This window comes from Pedobacter humicola, assembly GCF_056490705.1.
Genome location: NZ_JBWJIG010000006.1, coordinates 105409 through 126623, shown reverse-complemented (window position 1 = coordinate 126623; position 21215 = coordinate 105409). Strand labels below are relative to the sequence as shown.

General features: G+C 38.9%; 14 protein-coding genes. 12 read left to right on the top strand and 2 right to left on the bottom strand.

Annotation, left to right across the window (positions count from 1 at the left end):
- Window positions 1-104 precede the first annotated feature (104 nt).
- A complete protein-coding gene (locus AC04Q1_RS11820) occupies window positions 105-572 on the bottom strand; it encodes an Lrp/AsnC family transcriptional regulator (RefSeq protein ID WP_478364811.1) in 468 nt (155 codons plus the stop codon).
- 322 nt (window positions 573-894) lie between these two features.
- On the opposite strand from AC04Q1_RS11820, the gene serC reads away from it, so the two are divergent.
- The 3 genes from serC to AC04Q1_RS11805 all read left to right on the top strand — a co-directional run bounded on the left by serC (window position 895) and on the right by AC04Q1_RS11805 (window position 4123).
- Window positions 895-1992, top strand: a complete 1098-nt coding sequence (gene serC, locus AC04Q1_RS11815) for a 3-phosphoserine/phosphohydroxythreonine transaminase (RefSeq protein WP_478364810.1) — start codon at window positions 895-897, stop codon at window positions 1990-1992.
- A gap of 11 nt (window positions 1993-2003) precedes the next feature.
- Complete coding sequence (locus AC04Q1_RS11810) at window positions 2004-3125, top strand: DUF1015 family protein (protein WP_478364809.1); 1122 nt, start codon at window positions 2004-2006, stop codon at window positions 3123-3125.
- 206 nt (window positions 3126-3331) lie between these two features.
- Complete coding sequence (locus AC04Q1_RS11805) at window positions 3332-4123, top strand: lacto-N-biose phosphorylase central domain-containing protein (RefSeq protein ID WP_478364808.1); 792 nt, start codon at window positions 3332-3334, stop codon at window positions 4121-4123.
- A 13-nt stretch (window positions 4124-4136) separates the two neighbouring features.
- Here AC04Q1_RS11805 and AC04Q1_RS11800 read toward each other — a convergent pair whose 3' ends face one another.
- Window positions 4137-4697 (bottom strand): DUF1543 domain-containing protein, encoded by a 561-nt coding sequence (locus AC04Q1_RS11800; protein ID WP_478364807.1) that lies wholly within the window; start codon window positions 4695-4697, stop codon window positions 4137-4139.
- Between the two features lie 461 nt (window positions 4698-5158).
- Between AC04Q1_RS11800 and AC04Q1_RS11795 the strand changes: the two genes are divergently transcribed.
- From AC04Q1_RS11795 to AC04Q1_RS11755, 9 genes are all read left to right on the top strand, one after another.
- On the top strand, window positions 5159-6865 hold the full coding sequence (locus tag AC04Q1_RS11795) for an FAD/NAD(P)-binding protein (RefSeq protein WP_478364806.1): 1707 nt from the start codon (window positions 5159-5161) through the stop codon (window positions 6863-6865).
- A 780-nt stretch (window positions 6866-7645) separates the two neighbouring features.
- The gene (locus tag AC04Q1_RS11790; RefSeq protein ID WP_478364805.1) at window positions 7646-10639 is read left to right on the top strand and encodes a SusC/RagA family TonB-linked outer membrane protein; all 2994 of its coding nucleotides are present in this window, start codon (window positions 7646-7648) and stop codon (window positions 10637-10639) included.
- Between the two features lie 18 nt (window positions 10640-10657).
- Window positions 10658-12256, top strand: a complete 1599-nt coding sequence (locus tag AC04Q1_RS11785; RefSeq protein WP_478364804.1) for a RagB/SusD family nutrient uptake outer membrane protein — start codon at window positions 10658-10660, stop codon at window positions 12254-12256.
- A 14-nt stretch (window positions 12257-12270) separates the two neighbouring features.
- Window positions 12271-12945, top strand: a complete 675-nt coding sequence (locus tag AC04Q1_RS11780) for a hypothetical protein (RefSeq protein WP_478364803.1) — start codon at window positions 12271-12273, stop codon at window positions 12943-12945.
- A gap of 10 nt (window positions 12946-12955) precedes the next feature.
- Window positions 12956-13996, top strand: a complete 1041-nt coding sequence (locus tag AC04Q1_RS11775) for a DUF5007 domain-containing protein (protein ID WP_478364802.1) — start codon at window positions 12956-12958, stop codon at window positions 13994-13996.
- 35 nt (window positions 13997-14031) lie between these two features.
- Window positions 14032-17190, top strand: a complete 3159-nt coding sequence (locus tag AC04Q1_RS11770) for a SusC/RagA family TonB-linked outer membrane protein (protein ID WP_478364801.1) — start codon at window positions 14032-14034, stop codon at window positions 17188-17190.
- Between the two features lie 12 nt (window positions 17191-17202).
- On the top strand, window positions 17203-18744 hold the full coding sequence (locus tag AC04Q1_RS11765; protein WP_478364800.1) for a RagB/SusD family nutrient uptake outer membrane protein: 1542 nt from the start codon (window positions 17203-17205) through the stop codon (window positions 18742-18744).
- An 86-nt stretch (window positions 18745-18830) separates the two neighbouring features.
- Window positions 18831-19496: a fasciclin domain-containing protein gene (locus tag AC04Q1_RS11760; RefSeq protein ID WP_478364799.1), complete on the top strand. Its 666-nt coding sequence runs from the start codon at window positions 18831-18833 to the stop codon at window positions 19494-19496.
- Window positions 19497-19526: 30 nt separating this feature from the next.
- Window positions 19527-21209, top strand: coding sequence for a DUF5008 domain-containing protein (locus AC04Q1_RS11755; RefSeq protein ID WP_478364798.1), 1683 nt, complete (start codon window positions 19527-19529; stop codon window positions 21207-21209).
- Window positions 21210-21215: the final 6 nt, after the last annotated feature.

Sequence of the window (21215 nt, the reverse complement as noted above, 5' to 3'; positions counted from 1 at the left end):
GAGTCGGTTTATCATTCGAAATCAGCCTTGCGATTGGCATGAGGTATTCGGCGCAATTGACCAGTTTCAACAGTTAATTGATTAACCGCTAATGAACCGATGAACTACAGTGCATATGCCGTTTCTGCCTTTGATTGATTCAGGACCAGAAAGCTCTGAATGTTTCCTACATAGGCCAGTGCCCCGATATTGTCTCTCAGGAAATTGTTATACGAAACCATATCAGGCATCGCCACTTTAAGCATAAAATCGAAATGACCGGTAAGGTGGTAACATTCCATTACCTCTGGATATTTTTCCATTTCGGCCTTAAATGCCCGAACAATGTCTTCTGAATGAACGGTAAGCTGAATATGCGGGAACGCAATAAAATGTGACCTTAGTTTATCGATATCTACAAGGGCAACTGTCGATTTTATGTAGCCATTGGTTCTCAATTTTTTTATGCGTTCTACAATGTGGGTCATGCTTTTTTTAAGCTTTCCCGAAACTTCCTTATAGGTTAATAATCCATCGCGTTGTAAAAGATTCAGGATTTCGATATCGGTCTGGTCAACTTTTTGAGGCTGCATGTAAATACTTAGTGTATAATTGTTTCTTTTTCACTTACTTTTATAAAACCTAAAAATAGTTAAAATAAGGTATAATTAAGATAATTTATTGTTGTTTGCTGAATTCTTACTTAGTGTAATTTTTACAATAATAATGAAATTTTATTTTGTCAATACGAATTATATTCTGTAAGCCTGTTTTCCTGATCTGCTTTACCAAATTTTTGGGAAGTCGAATGCTTTGTAAAAAATAATTTTTACCAAAAAAAAAGCTTCTTGCTTTATAATTTGCTTAACTCCTGATCTTTACACGGTAATAATTTTAACCGAATATTATTTTCTCATGCATAAAAAACACAACTTTGGTGCCGGTCCGTGCATATTGCCGTCATCTGTAATGGAAAAAGCAGCCCAGGCTGTTATCAATTGGGATGGAATGGGTTTATCTATTTTAGAAGTGTCCCATCGCTCGCCGGAATTTGAAGAGGTTGTACTTAAAACGCAGCTTCTTGTCCGTGAGTTATTGTCAGTTCCTGATCATTATTCGGTGCTTTTTTTACAGGGTGGCGCCAGTACACAATTTGCGATGGTACCGATGAATTTTTTGAACGGAACGAAAAAAGCATCTTATCTGGATACTGGCTATTTTGCACAGAAAGCAATCAAAGAAGCAAAATTGTTCGGTGAAGTGGAAATAGTGGCCACTTCAAAAGATAAGGGTTATGCTTATATTCCCGATCAGTTTATAGTGGATGCACAATCTGCTTATCTGCACTGCACTTCCAATAATACGATAGAAGGGACAGAAATATTTGATTTCGCTCAACATGGTGTACCACTGGTTTGCGATATGTCGTCTGATATCTTCTCCAGAAGCATTAATGTGAACGATTTTGACCTGATTTATGCCGGTGCCCAGAAAAATATGGGTCCAGCAGGGATGACACTGGTGATTGCTAAAAATTCGTTCCTAGATCAGGCAAAAAAGGAAATCCCTTCTATGTTGGATTACCGGGTATTCCGCGATAATATGAGTATGTACAATACACCTCCTGTTTTTTCGATTTATGTGTCCATGTTAAATCTTTTATGGCTTAAAGATCAGGGAGGTGTAAGCGGTATAGCGGAACAAAACATTGAGAAAGCAGCGTTGTTGTATAAAGAGATCGATCGGAATCCGCTTTTTTATGGTACTGCCGATATCACAAGCCGTTCCCGGATGAATGTTACTTTTCAGGCTGTTAATCAAGAGGTTGAGTATGCATTTTTGACATTCGCAGCTCATAGAGGAATTGTAGGTATTAAAGGTTACCGAACAGCGGGCGGATTCCGTGCCTCACTCTATAATGCACTTCCAATATCCAGCGTTGAAGTATTGGTAGGTGCTATGACTGATTTTGAAAAAATATACAGTGATAAAACAGTGCTTGAACTTGAATAATCGGTTGAGAAATGATAAAAATATTTCCTTTAAAGGCATTAAAACCAGGTAAAGATATATTTGATCTGATGATTTCGGATCAGGTAAATGGCAAGGTGCATAAAAATGAGCAACTTTCCTTTGAAGACCTGATCAACCTTTTTGGCTGTGCTTTGGAAGACCGGCCTTCGCTCTATATTTATGAATTTATGGGTGAGGGTAAAACCATGAGGGGCGTTTGGGCAAAAACCGATCTTTCCGGAACCCTAAGCGAAAGCATTAAACGCCACGAAGAAACAGTATCATCTAAAGTAGCCTCGCTTAAAACTGATAAAGGAAAGGGAATAATAGAAAAGTCGCCCATACTATTGGTTTATCAACAGGATGAAGGTATCGATACGCTGATTGATTTTGTGGTGGCTCAGCAAAAGCCCCTGGAGAGCGAATGGTCGCAGCTCGGCCATTTTCTGTATCAGGTGACCGATGATAAACTGATTGATAAATTTACCGTTCAATTTGCAAAACTTGACCAGGTTTACCTGGCTGATGGGCACCACCGGTTAGAAGCTGCGTATGCGTTACAGAAAATGGTTCCACAGCAGATTAGTAGTTTGTTTGTCTCCTCTGAATCGATTTCAATAGCAGCCTTTCATCGGTTGATCAGGAAAATTGATATCCCCCATAACACATTGATGGAAAAACTTGAACAGTACTATTTTGTTTCCAAGATCCCGAACAATAAACCTTATAAGCCTGACCGAAAAAACAGAATGGGACTTTGTTTTAAGGGGGAGTGGTACCAGTTAGACCTTAACACCAACCTGAACGGATTCTCGCAAAAGCCAGATACGGCAATGCTTCAGGATCTGATCCTTGCACCCGTACTTGGTATTGAGAAACCAAAAGAAGATGATAGATTGAACTGTTTTCCTGATTGCAAATGGGATCAGTTTTTGGCTGAACTTGGAACATCAACCGTTACGATTGGTTTTTCGCTTTATCCAATGACAGCGGATGAGTTTATCGCGACAGCAGACAAAGGCAGGTTCCTCCCGCCAAAATCTACCTGGATAGAACCTAAAATTCCGCAGGGCTTTATGGCAAGCAGTCAAACAGCCATAACGGCAAATGGAGAGCAAATAAGATTAAATTAAACGCTAAACCAACAGTATGTTCGATCTGGATTTAGAAAGTATAGGGCAATTGATGGCCACTTTTATGATTGTTTGTTTTTTTCTGATTTCCTTATATAAAAAGCGCCTGAAATAAAAGGGTATAAAATAATGAGCAGATGTCTGATTATCGTTAAATTTTATACTTTTGGGATACCGCTCCATTTACAATTTAACCATATATGTTTATGAAAATGCTTTTTAGGCTTTGTATCTTTTCTATTTTAATCTGCTCGTCTATTCTGGCGGGTGCTCAAACCGTTACTTTAGATTATTTCTTTAACCGTGAAACCCGGAAAGATAAAGCAGGTAAGGAGGTACGTTTTCATTATCTGTGGAACGAACATGCAATGAGTGGTTTTTCTATTCTTGGCAATGTATTTAAAAAAGAAGGTTTTAAGTTAGATTCATTGGAAACTGCACCGACCCTTGCTAAATTAAAAGGAAGTGATGTTTACCTGATTGTAGATCCCGATAGGCCAAAAGAAAACCCGAAACCAAATTATATTGAGGCCAAAGATATTGCAGAAATTTCTGCCTGGGTAAAACAGGGCGGGGTATTGGTGATGTTTGCCAACGATAGTGCCAATGTGGAACTGCCTCATTTTAATCAACTGGCGAATGTATTTGGCTTACACTTTACCAACCAAATGCAAAATCATGTTATTGACGATGCACACTTTGAAGATGGCGCCATTGTAATCAGAAACAACCCGGTATTTAAAACAGCCAATAAAATCTTTATGAAAGATGTTTGTGCCATCGATACTAAAAATGGCGCAAAACCGGTGCTTAAAAATGCAGCTGGCGCAACCGTAATTGCTTCATCCAAATTTGGTAAAGGAAATGTAATTGCCATTGCCGACCCATGGTTGTACGATGAATATGTAAACGGACGCTTGCCTAAAGAAATGGGTTTCGAAAATGATAAAGCAGCATACGATTTAGTGCTTTGGTTGAAAAGCCTGACTCATAAATAAACCGTTATGGGATTTACAACTTATCCAGTTTAAAATAGCCCAAATGAATTTCATCTTCAGGCAAGCCTGGAGATGGCTTTATTTCGATATGATATTTTTGTTTGGCCTGTTCGCTTAAAATATCTTCGATCTTGTAAATATCATCTACATCGATGCCATATTTTTCATCGATATGGGAATTTGCCCCTTTGATGGAATTTGTTTTGAAAAACACTGTTTTTTTTGCTTCCTGTATGGCTTTGGCCCTTTCATCATGCACCGATAGCACAATGTAATGCTGTTCATTCAGTTTACCCGATTGGTAGCCCCCCAGGTTGATGAAAAATAATTTATGCGCAGAAAGTGGTGTATGTTGATCTCTCAGTTTAATACTGATTTCATAGTCGTCTACACTTTTAACTTCCCTCCAACCGTCCAAATGAAGGCTTGCACCTGCCTCTGGCCAAAATGCTTTAATTTCCGGAACAAGTTCTTTAAGGGAATGGGCAATACCGAAGAAATAATCGTGTTGTTCTACATTTCTTTTCTGTGCTTTTGAGCCCAGTAGAATCATATATAATTTTAAATCGTTCATTATTAGGGTAAATCGGTTAATTGTTTGAATCGGTTAATCGTCTCGAAGTGCATAACGCAAACCGCCAAACTCGTTCGTCGTTATAGGTTCATCTATGATTGATTATTTCCCAGTGGTCATTAAAACTCACTCATTAATCTTTTAACACCATTAATCAGAATTGGTTCTTATCAATCGTAAATTTTTACTCCTGCTATCATCATCCTGAACTTGTTTCAGGATCTTTATCAGGAGGGAAATAGCTATGCATCTGAGAGGTAGAATACTATCCAGATGGATCCTGAAATAAATTCAGAATGACGTAATAAGTAAAGTTTTCTGTGCATACTATACCTGCATACCTGAAAAGATGAGCATGTATGGCAAAAAAACAAAACAATTTCGTTTTTTTTGGATTATATGATCTGATGAGTTAGGACAATCAATCTTCATCTTAACCCCCATAAATTTCAGCTTTATAAATGGATACCAAAACAGCAAAAAAGAAAATCGCGATTATAGGAGGTGGCCCAAGCGGGCTTTTCATGTATAAAAGGTTAACGGAATCTAAGGTTACTAATTTTGAGATAGATATTTTCGAACGTAAAGATTATTTGGGTGCTGGTATGCCATACAGTGCTGAGGGTGCAAATGAAGAGCATATTACCAATGTTTCGGATAATGAAATTCCGATTATCTTTAATTCTATAGAAGATTGGGTTAAAATCGCACCAAAAGAGATTTTAAAAAAGTTTAATATCAACGAAAAAAAATTTAATGAATATAAGGTATTGCCCCGGCTGTTTTTTGGCGAATATCTTTCGGCACAGTTTAATCTTTTACAAGAAGCCGCGGCAAAAAGGGGAATCAAAACCAATGTTCATTTAAATTGCATTGTTGAAGATATGATTGATCTTCCCGAAGATAACCGGGTAGCAATAAATGTTCGAAACCAGGATCCATATTACTTTGACCAGGTCATTATTTGTACCGGGCACAATTGGCCAAAGAAATATGAAGGCAGTATCCCTAATTATTTTGATTCGCCTTATCCACCAAAAAAAATATCGTTAAAACTTGATCATGCTGTGGGCATTATGGGCTCATCTTTAACAGCTATTGATGCCTTAAGAACATTGGCCAGACAGAATGGTAAGTTTGAGGACAACGAAGACGGAACCTATGCCTATCATTTAGAGAGCGAGGGATTTAAAATCGTAATGCACTCGCGCAGCGGATTATTGCCTGCCATCAGGTTTCATTTGGAAGATTCACATCTTGGAAAGGATGAAACTTTAAGCAAGGCAGAAATTCATAAAAGTATTGCCGAAAATGGAGGTTTTTTGCCTTTAGATTTTGTATTTGAAAAGAATTTCAAAGAAATGTTTATTGAAAAAGATCCTGCTTTTTACGGGCAGATCAAAAATATGAACCTGGAGGGGTTTGTTGGTGCCATGATGGATTACAGGGAGAAAATGGAACCATTTGATCTTTTCAAAAAAGAATATGATGAAGCAGAGCGATCTATCGAAAAGCGGAAATCCATTTACTGGAAGGAAGCTTTGGCCGTATTGAGTTTTGCTATGAATTATCCAGCCAAATATTTATCTGCAGAAGATATGGAGCGACTTCAAAAAGTATTAATGCCTTTAATTTCTATCGTAATTGCTTTTGTGCCACAAAGTTCGTGCAGAGAGTTACTGGCGCTGCACAAGGCAGGTGTTTTGAGTATTGTTGCTGTTGGAGATGATGCAGAAGTAAGACCCCTAAAAACTGGTGGCGCAGATTATCACTATAAAATTGATGATAAGGAAGTGGCCGTACATTTCGATACTTTTATCGATTGTATTGGTCAACCGCATCTTTCCTTTAGTGATTTTCCTTTTAAGAGCTTAATCAATAAAGGAACCTTGAGTCCTGCGCAGTTACAATTTCAATCTGCAAAAAAAGGTGAGGCAGAAATGAAGAATAACGATTTAGTAACGCAAGGAAAAGACCATACTTATTTTTTAACGGTACCAGGAATTACAATCAATGATCATTTTCAGGTGGTGGATAAAGAGGGGGAAGCCAATAAAAGAATCTACATTATGGCTGTTCCTTATATTGGGGGTTATAACCCTGATTATTCCGGAATCGACTTTTGCGAGGCGGCATCGGAAGCGGTGTTAAGCAGCATTTTAGCTTAAAATTTCAACCTGATTAGTACCTAATCCCTGTCTCGATTAATATATCCTGAAAAATATGTTTAGGGATTTATTCTTTGTAAATACCTGTTAATCAGTAATATATTTTGAATTTTTAATTGTGTGTTTTAAAAAAAACAAACGTTTGCGCTTAATTTGTTTGCTACAACGATTGCAACTTTTTTAACAAGTTTATCGCTGCAGTTCAAAATCTATTGCCAGGCAAAATATAATTATAATGGGTTAATTTCGCATCAAATATAATTGTCATTTTAATGTTTTCCTGATCCTGCTATTTGATAAAAGAATTTCAATAATTGAAATAATAGAAATTAGCATATTTCTGCCGTTGTTAATGTTACACAAGTATTTATCTTCTCGGTATTGATGCATTTTTTTAAGCAAACGTTTGCGTTAAGAAAAAAAAAAAACGCCCTTGCTTAATCTATATCTTGCATTACCAAATCATAACGAGCCGACATTTTATTTTAATATTACGAGCAAAAAAACTGTTAACTGGCAGGAAAATAATTAATAAATAAAATAATAAAAGAACCTCTAACCAAGGTATAACAAACAAGCAACCAAAAACTAATCGTTCATGGCACCTATTAATGTCATGGATTAACTAATCATCCTAATCCCAACCGCATGTTCAAAAATTTTACACTTTGTCCCCAGGCATTGCTATGCCTAAAAATCTCAGACAGATACTATCCGTTGCCATTCTTATAGCAATTGCATTTTCAATCAAATACTTAAAATTTAATAAAAACTAATCAAATGGTTAAAATTTACACAAGCATTTATTTTGCTTTGTTTTTATCTGTTTTTGGATTTCAGTCTTTGCATGCCAATGAGGTATTGATTAAGAGGATTAACAAAAATTATCTTGCTTTTCAGCAGGATACCTCAAAATCTAAAAAAGATTCATCCGCTTATTCTATAAAAACGGATACAATTGGGCAAATGATTAAGGCATTACAGAAATTTAAAGCTGTACGCGATACGATTAATATCCGTTCGGCCATAGCTGTTCCAAATTTATCATTGCAGCAGATTATCAAGGGTAATCTGGCCGGGGTTTATGTACAGGAACCAAACGGCGAACCTGGTACCGAGCAGAGCATTATTGTTCAGGGAACATCAGGTCTGTTATTTAACAAGAAAGACATTTATGCCCTACAGCCTGCCATTTATTTAAATGGTGTGCCTTTGGTGGCTGATAATCCTTTTGCCTTCGATATACAGAAATATGATTACAATAGGATTGGTACTGCAACTAACTTGCTATCGCAGGTAGATATCAATAATATACAGTCAATTACGGTAATCAAAGATCCTTTCGAACTGGCCAAACTTGGGCCAAATGCAGCTAATGGAGCCATATACATTACCACGAAAAATGCCAAGGCTGGTTTAAGAGACATTAGCCTGAATACTTATTTTGGCTATGTAACTGCTCCGCAGGTGAATACGGTTAATGGAGTTTACGAAAACAGCTTCAGGAACCAGTTTTATCAAAAATATAATCCGGGCGGAAGTCCGGCTTCTTACCTGCGCGATTCAACCAATGTGGCCTATTTTGGCCCATCCAACTGGACAGATTTATATTATCAGAATACACCAACGTTTTCGGCCGATCTAGGGATTACAGGTGGTACAGAAAGGGCGAATTTTAGATTTTTTGGCTCAGGGACAAAAAATGCCGGAAATGCCGATGATACGGGTATTGATCGTTACAATTTATTTTTTGGGATCAATATGGCACCATTTAAATGGCTTACCGTATCAAGTACAGTAAATACAGCCCGTTTAGACCGTACCCGGAACAAAAGCTTGCGTGATCGTTTTGCCGAAACCCGTTACATCCCCGATTTGAGTAGCCCACTTTCTCCAAATGCCGATTCGTACGCTTCATATTTAACACAAAATGACAGAAACGTTGATAACAACCGTTCTACAGTATTAAATGGTAGTTTAACGCTGAGTGCGAAAATAAACAAATTTGTAATCTCAAGTACTGGGCTGTTTAATTATAATGAAGGTGTTAGAGATTATTTTATACCCTCTACCCTGTTGGCAGGGATAAGTTATATATCCAACTATTTTGGTTATAGCCAAAGGGTATCCATCAACAATAGCATTAGCTATAAGTATGATATCAATAAAAGCCATGCGGTAGATTTTGAACTTGGGCAAAGTTTACAGGGCGATACTTATAAATACAATTACGCCAGGGCATATAACGGTCCGAATGATTATGTAAAACTGTCCTTTGTGGATGGAAACCCCACGACAGCCGGATCGCCGAATCCAGATTACCTGAATGTACTGGCCAAAAATAATTTTTATGTATTCAGGTATATCGATAAAGAACGTAATAATTTAATGTCGTTTTATGGCACCGCTAAATATTCATATAAAAGTTTATTCACCTTGAGTGCATTGATTAGGAGAGATGGCGCTTCTAATGGCCAGCCCGATAGCCGTTGGGTAACCACTCCGGCATTTAGCGCCAACTGGAATTTAAAAGAGCAGTTCTTAAAAAACAACAATGCCTTTGAAACACTGCATTTAAGTGCTGCCTGGGGACGTACTTTAAGAATTTTCCAGGATGACCGTTTTGCCGCCGGACCTCAATACCGCTCAGAAAATGGATGGGAGGAAGAACCGACCATTCCTGGATATGGAGGTTTATTGGGTATTAACCGTCCTTACAACAGCGGTTTTATTGGCTACAACATTAGCCTGCCATTTGCCGATCGGACCAGTATCACCTTAGATGCATCATTTTTAAACAGCCGCATCAATACGGCAGTAACGGTATATAACCGTAATGATAAAAACAGCGTAATCGGTTTACCGGTGCCAGTTGAAACAGGTTATTCTACCGAATACAAATCGGGCATGGATATCAACAATAAAGGTATCGAGCTTTTGGTTAACGGATCGGTTTTACAACAAAAGAACGGTTTGAACTGGAGTACAGGTTTAAATCTGAATTATAACAGAAACAAGCTATCGGCTTTACCAGAAGGCTTAACTGAACTGATTTATCAGAACGACAACAAACTTGAGGTAGGTAAATCAGTGGGTAGCTATTGGTTGTACACCAATCAGGGTATTTATAATAGTGATGCTGAGGTACCAGCTGGCAGAACCTTTAATGGTATCCCATTAAAAGCGGGTGATCCGAAATGGGTTGATTACAATAATGATAACCGAATAGACAGTAAGGATAAGATATTAACTGGAGACAGGTTGCCAAAATTTGTTGGGGGGTGGAACAATAACCTGGCTTATAAAAACTTCGATTTAAACTTCAATTTTATTTTTGCTGCGGGTCAAAAAGCAATCAACCAGTACGAAGCTACCCGTTATGGCTTTGTTAACCGCGAGGCTGGAAACGATATTAACTCTGTTAAAGAAGTATCTTCCTGGCAGTCGTTCGATAATGAGAAAAACTATCCGATCTATAATCCATGGAGCCCGGTAGATGCCTACCGTACCGATCAGGATCTGTTTTTAGAAAGTGCTTCTTATATCAAATTAAGATCGGTTACACTAGGCTATGATTTTAGTAAATCGGGCTTGCTTAAGAAAGCAGGTGGGAAAATAAGAAGAGCTTATTTGTACGCCACCGCCTTAAATGTATTTACAGTGACCGATTTTTCAGGGGTTGATCCAGAATTGATCAATTACAATGGAATATACGATGGCGCAAATATCACTATCCCACGCACATTTGTTGTGGGCTTCAAACTGGATTTATAAAATATGACCATGATTAATATGAAATATTCTAATTATAAAATGAGTATCTGCCGAACGGTTGCGCTTGCTTTATTACTAAGCCTGGTTGGTATCGGCAATTTCTCCTGTAAGAAAATTGAGGATGTGCAATCAACAAGATTGGCTACCGAAGAAAGTAACTGGAAGACATTGGAAGATGCCAGGGCAAATTTGCTTTCGGTATATGGCCTGATGCGTTCGGCTACAGTATCTGATAATACCCATTGGTTGATGGGCGACCTTCGTCAGGGCGATTTTCAGATTACCAATAGGGCAGATTTAAAATCGATCGTTACAGGGCAACTAAATGCACAGTATCCTGTAATTAACAGGATTACCAACTGGCGCAGATTTTATGCTGTAATTAATGCAGCGAGCTTGTTTATTGAGCGTTCTAAACAGATTGTACCTTTAGATTCCCGTTACACTCAGATCAATAATAATGTTGATGTAGCGCAGGTTAGAATATTAAGGGCTTTTGCCTATTTCTATATGGTCAGGATTTGGGGGGATGTACCTTTGCTCACCTCTTCTCATGACGGGGATTTTATTAAACTGCCAAGAATAAGCAAAGATAAAGTACTACAGTTTGCTACTTCCGAATTATTGGCTGCGGCACAGGTGGTACCTTTTAAATATGGAGGGGACGACCCAATTCTTCCGGGCCTTTATTATGGTGAGGGCTGGTCAAGCTGGAACGGAAATATCTTTACGCGTTTATCAGCTTATATTATTTTAGGCCATATTGCTGCCTGGCAAGGTAATTATCTGGATGCTGCGACGTATACAAAATTTGTGCTTGATAACTATACCAAATCAAACGGAAGTGGTTCAAACGGTATTGTTTATTTAGATATGGATGCCTTAACGGAGAATGTAAACTACTATAGTCCATTCGCTTTTAAACGTGCAACGGTATTGGTTGGCTTTCCATTCGAGGCAGGTAACGGTTTATCAACTGCAAATGGTCATATCGAACAATTAACCCTGGCATCACCTTTTATTCCGAAAGCACAGCCGGAAATGTTTGTACCGAAAGACAGTATCCTTAAAATATTCACCGATCCGACTGATTTAAGATTTAGTGTTAATCCTGTAAATGGCTTATACAGGACAAATTACTTTTACAACTTCACTTCTGAACAACCTATTTTTAATAAAATCAAAGTAATTTATACTGCTCAAACCTCAGGTAACTTAACCCTTTTTAGTTCTACCATGCTGTTTAGCCGGATAGAGGAAGTTACCCTGTTGAGGGCCGAAGCCTGTGCCGCGTTAGGCCAACGCGACGAAGCCATTGCAGCACTGAATAAAGCATCTAATTTAAGAGGTACCGATCCTTATGATCCGTCGTCGGGTAAAAATTTGGTTGATGCCATTTTTGAGGAACGCAGAAGGGAGTTAATGGGAGAAGGCTGGAGATGGTATGATATTGTGCGTTTTAACCGGCTTAAAAATCCTACCGGAACCTTTATCAAGAGAAATGGTACACCACTTACATTCAGGCAATTTGAAAGTATGGGTGGTATTTACTGGCCCGTATCACAAGATGTAATCAATGCAAATCCATTGGTTACCCAAAATGCATATTGGCAATAATCAACTAGAAGATCATGAAAAAGAAATTATATAAGTGTAGCGTTTTTATGCTACTAGCGGTTATAGGCACTTACTTAAGTGGTTGCAAAAAAAACGACTCGGCTTATTACGATTATACCAATACCATACAAACCTTTAAGGGATCGGCATTGGATTATTTAAAGTCAAAGCCCAATACTTTCGATTCGCTGTTATTGGTATTGGATCGTTTCCCTTTTCTGAAAGATTCTTTAACCAATCAGCAGGTCACCCTGTTTGCACCTGTAAATGAAAATTTTGTGGCATCGGTTAAATATTTAAACCAATACAGAAAAGCAGAAGGAAGAGCGCCAATTTATTTAAAGACGGCAGATCCCGACGAATTATTGTACATGCTTAGCAAGTATATCATTAGGGGGAATCAAACGGCTGATGCCTATGCCGGTACGATAGATGGTATTTCGCTAAATACAATAGGGACTAACTATCCTATGCACATTAAAGCCATAAAATCAAATGCTTCTGGTTTTGTAGGTGGGGGTGCCACAACACTGGAGTACAGCGATATGTATGATTCGACAATTCAAACCAATTGGGTTACCACCAGTACCAACGCCATCAATATCAAAACCAATAATGCGACCATTAACATCTTAACCCCACTGCACAATTTCGGGTTTGATGAATTTACATACAGATTAGACCAATAGCCTTATGAAGATGAAAACGAATAAATACATCCTGACCATTGGAATTATGCTTTCCAGCATGGTACTCTTATTGGGGGCGTGTAAGAAAAATTTACCTGACAACAGATTGTCTATCTCCGGCGATAGCCAATATACGCAGTTTATCTATCAACCTACATTGGGTAGAAATACTTTATTTACAAACAATTTTACTTATGGCAATTCGAGCAGGCCTTTAGATTTTAAAATTGTAAACATGCGAACATTTGGTGGCGAACCCGCCCCCGAACTTACTAAGTTGTACCCTGTAAAAGTGTGGAAAACAGCTTATGATGGTACAGAAAAATCTTTGGCGGCAATCGAGGCTAAACGCGTAATCGAAAACCATCCTTTGTTCGAAGTCCGCCCTCATTCTGGCGAGTTTTTGATGTGGGCAGAGGCCAATTCCAATATGATTAAGGCTCAGCCAGATTCGGGTTATGTTTTTGATGTGGAAATGTCGAATACCGGAGGAAGGAAATATTTTCAAAACTTTCGTTTAAGTCCGCTACGTGAACGGCCATATGAGCCATCACCGCTAGATCCGGTAACAGGGCAGGGAACATCTACTTCAGTTAGTCCATCCGATATGTTCATTATAGGAACCCGGACCAATCAATATTTAACTTCCCGCGATGTACAGGTAGTATTCAATAAGCTGCCTAAAGGTTTACCTGGTTATTCAGGGCACAGCATCAGTTTCAAATTTATCGATACGCTTGCCCAGGTTATCGATCCAAATAAGTTTGCCTTAACCGATTGGGGCAATTTGGTGCACGGTTTTAATATGGTAAAAGATGCCTCTAAAGTAAAATTCGATGTGGCCTACCCAGTTCCGTTAACCGCATACCCTACCAAATTTACCACAGCCGATGGTGGTGCGGCAAGGGTAGTGTTCAGGTTCGACAGGCAGGCATTTGGCGCTGTTTTACTTCACTGTTATCTGGCTTTAAACTTCAAAATCTATGAGGAGGGTGATTGGGAAATTATTTTCCAGTTTAAAACTGATAAACCAAAATTTGATAACGACTGATGAAACTAACTAAATCAAAACAAAATATATTTCCAATGAAGTATTTTTACAGCATAGTAATTTTATTGATTTTTGGTTTGCACAATCTTGCCTTCGCTCAACAGCAAATTGCGGTTTCGGGTACGGTTTATGACGGCGAATCGAAAAAGAAGGAAACCATGCCAGGTGTGAGCATTATAAGCAACGGCAAGGTTTTAGGTCAAACCGATGGCGATGGTCGCTTTAGGGTAACTGTTGCATCAAATGCCGAGATTACCTTTAAATATTTAAGTTACATCACGCAAACGGTAAAAGTAAATAACCGTGCTGTTATTAACCTCACTTTGCAGGGCGATAACACTACACTTAAAGAGGTGCAGGTTACGGCAGGTTATCAGACCAAAACAAGAACCTTAAGTACAGGATCTACGGTAACGATTTCGGGTAAAGATATCCAGGGCCAGCCCGCAAGTGATGTGATGTCGCTTTTACAGGGTAAGGTTGCCGGTCTTAATATTCAGAACAGTACTGGTGCACCAGGTTTCAGGGGGTCTATTACCTTACGCGGTATTTCTAATATCAATGTATCAGGTTCAGGAAGTTCTAGTTTCTTAACGCCAACTTCGCCACTGTTTGTAATTGATGGTGTACCCGTTGATGACAATACCAACTATTCTTATGGTTTTCAACAGGCCGGACCAGGTGTATCACCTATTTCGCAGATACCACCAGAAGATATAGAAGACCTTACAGTATTAAAAGATGCAGCAGCAACAGCTTTATATGGATCGAGGGGAGCTTATGGGGTAATTTTGGTGACCACCAAACGTGGTAATTCAAAAGTTCCTGTTGTACGTTATAATGGTGCATCATTCTTTTCGATGGTACCTCAGCTGCGTAGTGTTATTGGAGGTAAGGGTGAAAGGGATTTGCGTATCTGGCAGATTTTGCAGAATGATACCAGTTATAACCATGCAATAGACATGATCAATTCATCACCAATTTTATCGGATAGTTTAAATGCTTATTTTAATAACTCAACAGATTGGCAATCTTATTTTTACAGGAATACCTTTAACCAAACCCACAATGTGAGTATTTCGGGTGGTGATGTGGCTTTCAACTATAAGGTGGGTGTGGGTGCTTACGATGAAACCGGGATTCAGGAGAATACAGGTTACTCCAGGTACAACCTGAATATGAACATGCAGTATAATCCAACTCCCAAATTTAAATTGGTTGGTCAGTTGCAAAATTCAATACAAAAACAACAAACAGGTAGCGGTAACGGCTTGCTGAATAGTGGTTTGGCTACTACAGGCTCCGCATCGAGCTTATTGCCTTCACCTTCCTTGTATTCGTCGCAAAGCGGGGTGTTGGCACAACTTCAAACCGATAACGACAATAAGTCATTACAAACTTTTGCAACCATTAATGCAGAATACGAGGTTTTTAGGAATTTTAGGATTTCAACATTTTTAAATTATACCAATAGTACAGGTACAAAAGATAATTTTTCGCCGGCAGCATTAAATGGCAACCAATCGAAATATTATACCTACAACGACCGCGCCACCAAGTTATATAACCGTAATCAGTTCTCTTATGTATATAGTTTAAAGGATGCTGCCGGAGAAGATGCGCATAACTTCAATTTGTTTGCCTTTACAGAAATAAACTCCAGCTTTTTTAAAGCCGATGCTATTTTGAACGAAAGAGGTGTTAATGATCAGTTAAGGGGGCCTTTAACCAATATGACCAATTACCTGACTTCGTTGGGCGGAACAATTGATTATACGGACGTGAGAAGCGTTGCTTTTGCCGGAGCATTTTCGTATAACTACAGACAAAAATATGTATTAGACCTTAATTACCGTTTAGATGCCAACTCGGCCAATGGCGAAAATGCAAAATACATTGCTAATCCATCCATAGCTTTAAAGTGGAACTTTAACAAAGAAAAGTTTATGGAAAACATCAAATGGGTTGATTATGCCGATATCCGTTTAAGTTATGGTTCTAACATCCAACCTGTAGGCGGTATTTTTGATGGATATGGTAAATATGTAGGTGGAAACCGCTACAATAACGCAAACTCGGTGATATTAGACCTGGGGAGACTACCAAATTTAGATTTGCAGCCTACCAAAGCAACTACTTACAACGCTGGTGTTGATTTTAGCTTGTTTCAAAACCGTTTTTCATTCGTTTTTGATACTTATTACAAGCAAAATGATAATATTTTTAAGTATAAGGATATTTCGAGTACCAATTCATTTGGAAGCATCGCTTCAAATGAAATCAGTAACGTAAATTATGGCTGGGAGTTTCAAACCACTGCCCGCCCATTAAGTTCTACAAGTCCTTTTAAGTGGACAATATCGGCAAACTTAGCCATCAACAGAGAAGTTTTGGCACAATTGCCTGATGGTTTAAGAGATTATATTTATTATGATAAAGATCTGCAACAGGATATTTATTACCGTTTAGGTATCAACTCATTATCTAATTATCTGTACAATACCAAAGGTGTATATTCTACCAATGCACAGGTTCCTGTTGATCCGAATACAGGTTTGCCTTATCGCGTGGGTGGTACCGGCCGCTTAAATTATTTTAAGGCAGGCGATCCGGTTTTTACCGATCTGGATGGAAATTACGTACTTGATGGCAACGACCGCGTTATTGCCGGTAATTCGCAGCCGCAGATAACCGGGGGGTTCACTTCCTACCTGCAATGGAAAAACTGGAGTTTGGAGGTCAATACTTCCTTTACGTTAATCCGCGATATTATCAATAACCCACTGGGCAAACAATTAAAAAACTATAGTGATTTTAAAAACTTCGGTAGTTTGGTGCCTTTAGAACAGCTTAATTACTGGAGTTCTGCCGGTGATGCTGCAACTTATGCCAATCCTTTAGATTTTGTTCGTGCAGCTATTATCGATCCTTTCAGATTAAATCAAACCGCATTTCAGGAAGATGGTTCCTATTTTAAGTTGAACTCGGTTAAAGTGTATTACATCTTTGATAAAAAATTCACCAGCAAATTAGGGATGAACAGGGTGAGTTTAAACGCTACTGCCGCTAACCTTGGTTTTATTACACGCTATTCCGGACCAAATCCCGAAAATGTAACCAGTTTGGGTAGAGATGATTCGGGAGGTTATCCTTCTCCACGACAGTTTACCCTGGGCTTAAATATTGAGTTTTAAAAAAATAGACAGATGAAAAATACAAAATATATAATCCTGTTTGCCGCACTGGTATTTACCACTGTTGGTTGCAAAAAATTTCTGAACGTAACACCCATTGAAGCACAAAGTGGGAACAATTTTTGGAAAACACGCGAAGATGTAGAAGGATTTACAAACGGCATATATTCAAGGTTAAAAGCGAAAGTGGCAGGTACACCTACTTTCTTTAATGAGGACGATCGAGCATTTTTCCCGGCATTGGAAATTCGGGGTAATAATATAGGTATAGGTAGTGTAGGTAATGATGGTTCGACCATTTTCACTTCATTGGCTAACAACAACATGAAAGCCATTGTTGCCAGTAGTGGAAGGTTTAGCGGTATGATGAAAAATATCATGAACTGGAAAGAGTGGTACGATGTGGTTGCAGCATCAAACATTCTGTACTTCGAAGTGGATAAGGTGCCATCATCTAGTTTGCCGGATGCGGATAAAAAAAGATATAAAGCAGAGGCTGTATTCTTGCGTAACCTGAGTTACCTATTTATCTGCAAGTTGTTTGGCGATGCCGTTTATTATACTGATGCTTACCATAGCAGTCCGTTGGGCAGAACACCACAGGTAGAGGTAATGAATAAATGTATTGCAGATATGACTGCGGCAAAAGCTGATTTGCCCACTGCTTACAATGATGCCACTTCTAACGGTTTCAGGCCTACCAAAGCATCGGCAGTTGCACTTTTAATGCATTTAAATATGTGGGCCGCTGCCTGGGATGCTGGTACTAAAACAAAATATTACGAAGCAGTAAAAACATTGGCCGCCGAACTGGATACCTACAGCAATTACAAGATATTGCCCATTACGCCTGCAAATACACTGAAGATTTTTAAAGGAAGGAGCAGTGAAAACCTGTTCGGTATTTTACAGGAGTTTAACTATGGAGAAGGCTTTTCTTTAACAGCAGGATACTCTTATTATTTTTCACACTATCCTTATCAGGGTAATGTAACCAAAACTTCAAGTTCAATGTATTACTCGAGCACGTATATGCGTAAGCTTTATCCTCCGGGTTCTCCTGATGCCAGGATTACCACCTGGTTCGAAAATTATGATTCGCAATCTGGGTCATTCCAGTTCAAAAAATTCGCCAATACATACACAACAGGCTCGGGGACTGCCATATCGGTAACAAGCGATGATAGCGCTATTATTTTCAGGTTGCCCGATTGTTATTTGTTAACTGCCGAAGCCCTGGCCGAACTTGGTGATGAAAGTGGAGCAAGAGATTTTGCAAATAGAGTAACTATAGCTGCAAATGCACCGCTTATTATTCAGGATGGACAGGATTTGAAGGACGAAATCTATAGAGAAAGATGTAGAGAATTGATTGGTGAAGGCCAGTTCTATTTTGATCTGGTAAGAACAAAAAGGGTATTAAGTTCCGATTTCACGGGATCGCCAATGTCGGTAGCCAACTTAAATGCGGGCGCCTGGACATGGCCATTAACCATTACTGCTGCAGAGCGTAGCGCGAACCCAAATTTAATTGGTAATAATTTTTGGAATTAATAGATATGATGATGAAAAATTATAAAACACTGCTACTTTCACTAATCTGTGTATTATCAGTTCTAACAGGCTGTAAAAAATACTATATGGAAACGGGGGTTCATGATGCAAAATACAATGGCAATATCATGCAATACATGGAAGAAAAGAAACCGTTTTTCGATTCGACCTTAACCATTATTAAATTGGCCGGTTTGGCAGATGTGGTCAGTAAAGAGAACATTACATTTTTTGCGCCGCCAAGCGGATCTATTTTTAAATCCATCAGGCGTTTAAATATCGAATTAAGGGTAACGGGCAAAGATACCGTTTCTCAATTATCGCAAATTAAACCTGCGGTATGGAAGAATATACTTTCGCAATATATTTTTAAAGGCGCTAACCGCTTAAAAGATTACCCACAACGTGATACCTTATCTTATCTCGCTTTTCCGGGCCAGGGTTATACTTCCTATGGTGGCAGGATCATGAATGTAGGGGTGATCTTTAATGATGCCTTGGTGCTCAGTGATAAGGGAGAAGTACTTTCGCGGGTGGCTTATGCAGGTTACCGTCAATTGTATCTGGCCTATATTCCCGATCTGTCAAATCCACAGGTATCATTGGTCAATATTCCAATCGCTACGTCTGATATACAGCCCACCAACGGTGTTTTACATGTGTTAAATAAATTTCAGCATAATTTCGGCTTCAATACAGATGTTTTTATCGAACAGGCCATATCCGCAGGTATTAATCCACCAACTCTATAGGTCTATTATCTCATCCGCAAATTGAATAAAATGTTAACTAACATCAAATATAAATTTAAGCTGTTTTTGTTTGGAGCCATCGGCTTAACCACGGCTATTGTTTCCTGCCAAAAAGAAAAGGGACTTACAGAAGATCCTTATGCAGGTGGGAAGAAACCACTTGATCTTACCTTTATTTCTAAAACAATCGAACCTGATGTGGTAAATCCCGGTGATGTTTTAAGCGTTAAGGTAAAAGGACTCAATAAATACATCAACGATTTTAAGGTGTTTGTAAATGAAATTGAAGCCGAAGTGGTTCCTGCATCTACAAACGACAGTACCTTAACCTTCAAAGTTCCGCTAACAGCCAGTACAGGCAGTATGTGGATTACCGCCCAGGGGCAAAGTTTTTTTGGCCCAATAGTTACAGTAGGAGGGAAACTGAGTGTTGATCCCAACTGGAAAGTAGTGAATGGTGCAACAAATAATACGAATGGTTTTGGCAATAGCTCCATATATGATATTGAGGCATTACCAGGGGGTAACTATTTTCTGGGTGGCGCGTTTAATGATTTTGAATTAAATGGAACCGAAAAGCTGCCCATTGGGGGCATAGCCCAAATTTTGGGAGATGGTGCATACTCAACCAGTGGAGTTAATTTTGGTAAAGGAGTTGGTGGTGCGGAGAAATATATCAACTCCATTAGCCGTATCCAAACCGGAGCCCAGGCCGGTAAATATATTATCGGGGGAAGTTTTACCAGCTTTAATTCTACCCGTACTAATCGCCAAACATTGAATAATGTGGCCAGGTTAAATACCAATGGAACTCTTGATAGTTTGATCCTCAGAGATGTAATTAACCCAAAACCTCAAGAAACCTATAAGAATGGCGATACCGTGAGTGCCTTTAATGCAGGTGTGGATGGTGTGGTGAGAAAAACCTTTGTATTTAACGAACAGGTTTATCTGGTAGGCAATTTTAATAACTACCGCCGTATGTATCTGCCAAATTCCAGTTACGATGAGAAAGTCTATGATAACACACGCATGCGTCAGATGGTTAGGGTAAATATGGATGGTTCGATGGATTCTACCTTCCACTACAATAAATCTACGCGTCAGAGTGCCATCGGTGCGAACGGTATTATTTTCGATGCCATCATGCAAACGGATGGGAAATTGATCTTAGTAGGTACTTTCAGCACCTTTAATGGGGTGCAGGCCAATAGAATTGTAAGGATCAATCTGGATGGCAGTGTTGACAATAGTTTTAACGTAGGTTCGGGGGCCAATAGCGATATCATTTCCATTAGATATAATGCCGTCACCAATAAGATTGTGATAGGAGGTTCATTTACAAGTTTTAATGGTAAAGCAGCCTCAGGTCTTAACCTGTTAAATGCCGATGGTTCTAACGTTACTACCTTTAATGGCCTTGCTGTAACAGGGGGCATCACTAGTTTTGTTGGCCAGCTTAACAACGGGAAAATAATTGTTGCAGGTACTTTTAATAAATATGGCGATTATTTACGTCAGGGTTTTATGGTGCTGGAAGCCAATGGGCAGTTGGCGGTTGGCTATAACAATACCGGTGGTTTCCAAGGTTTTATTTACGATATGGTAGAAACCACAATCTCTACAGGTTCGCAGGTAATCTTGGTGGGCAATATTCTGCGCTTCAATGGAACATTGCCCCATAACCTCATGCGCCTTAATTTTTCTAATTGATCAATA

Bases quoted from the DNA above. Each gene is read 5' to 3' on its own strand.
- AC04Q1_RS11820 (WP_478364811.1), bottom strand. From the start codon at position 572: ATGCAGCCTCAAAAAGTTGACCAGACCGATATCGAAATCCTGAATCTT.
- serC (WP_478364810.1), top strand. From the start codon at position 895: ATGCATAAAAAACACAACTTTGGTGCCGGTCCGTGCATATTGCCGTCA.
- AC04Q1_RS11810 (WP_478364809.1), top strand. From the start codon at position 2,004: ATGATAAAAATATTTCCTTTAAAGGCATTAAAACCAGGTAAAGATATA.
- AC04Q1_RS11805 (WP_478364808.1), top strand. From the start codon at position 3,332: ATGAAAATGCTTTTTAGGCTTTGTATCTTTTCTATTTTAATCTGCTCG.
- AC04Q1_RS11800 (WP_478364807.1), bottom strand. From the start codon at position 4,697: ATGAACGATTTAAAATTATATATGATTCTACTGGGCTCAAAAGCACAG.
- AC04Q1_RS11795 (WP_478364806.1), top strand. From the start codon at position 5,159: ATGGATACCAAAACAGCAAAAAAGAAAATCGCGATTATAGGAGGTGGC.
- AC04Q1_RS11790 (WP_478364805.1), top strand. From the start codon at position 7,646: ATGGTTAAAATTTACACAAGCATTTATTTTGCTTTGTTTTTATCTGTT.
- AC04Q1_RS11785 (WP_478364804.1), top strand. From the start codon at position 10,658: ATGAAATATTCTAATTATAAAATGAGTATCTGCCGAACGGTTGCGCTT.
- AC04Q1_RS11780 (WP_478364803.1), top strand. From the start codon at position 12,271: ATGAAAAAGAAATTATATAAGTGTAGCGTTTTTATGCTACTAGCGGTT.
- AC04Q1_RS11775 (WP_478364802.1), top strand. From the start codon at position 12,956: ATGAAAACGAATAAATACATCCTGACCATTGGAATTATGCTTTCCAGC.
- AC04Q1_RS11770 (WP_478364801.1), top strand. From the start codon at position 14,032: ATGAAGTATTTTTACAGCATAGTAATTTTATTGATTTTTGGTTTGCAC.
- AC04Q1_RS11765 (WP_478364800.1), top strand. From the start codon at position 17,203: ATGAAAAATACAAAATATATAATCCTGTTTGCCGCACTGGTATTTACC.
- AC04Q1_RS11760 (WP_478364799.1), top strand. From the start codon at position 18,831: ATGGAAACGGGGGTTCATGATGCAAAATACAATGGCAATATCATGCAA.
- AC04Q1_RS11755 (WP_478364798.1), top strand. From the start codon at position 19,527: ATGTTAACTAACATCAAATATAAATTTAAGCTGTTTTTGTTTGGAGCC.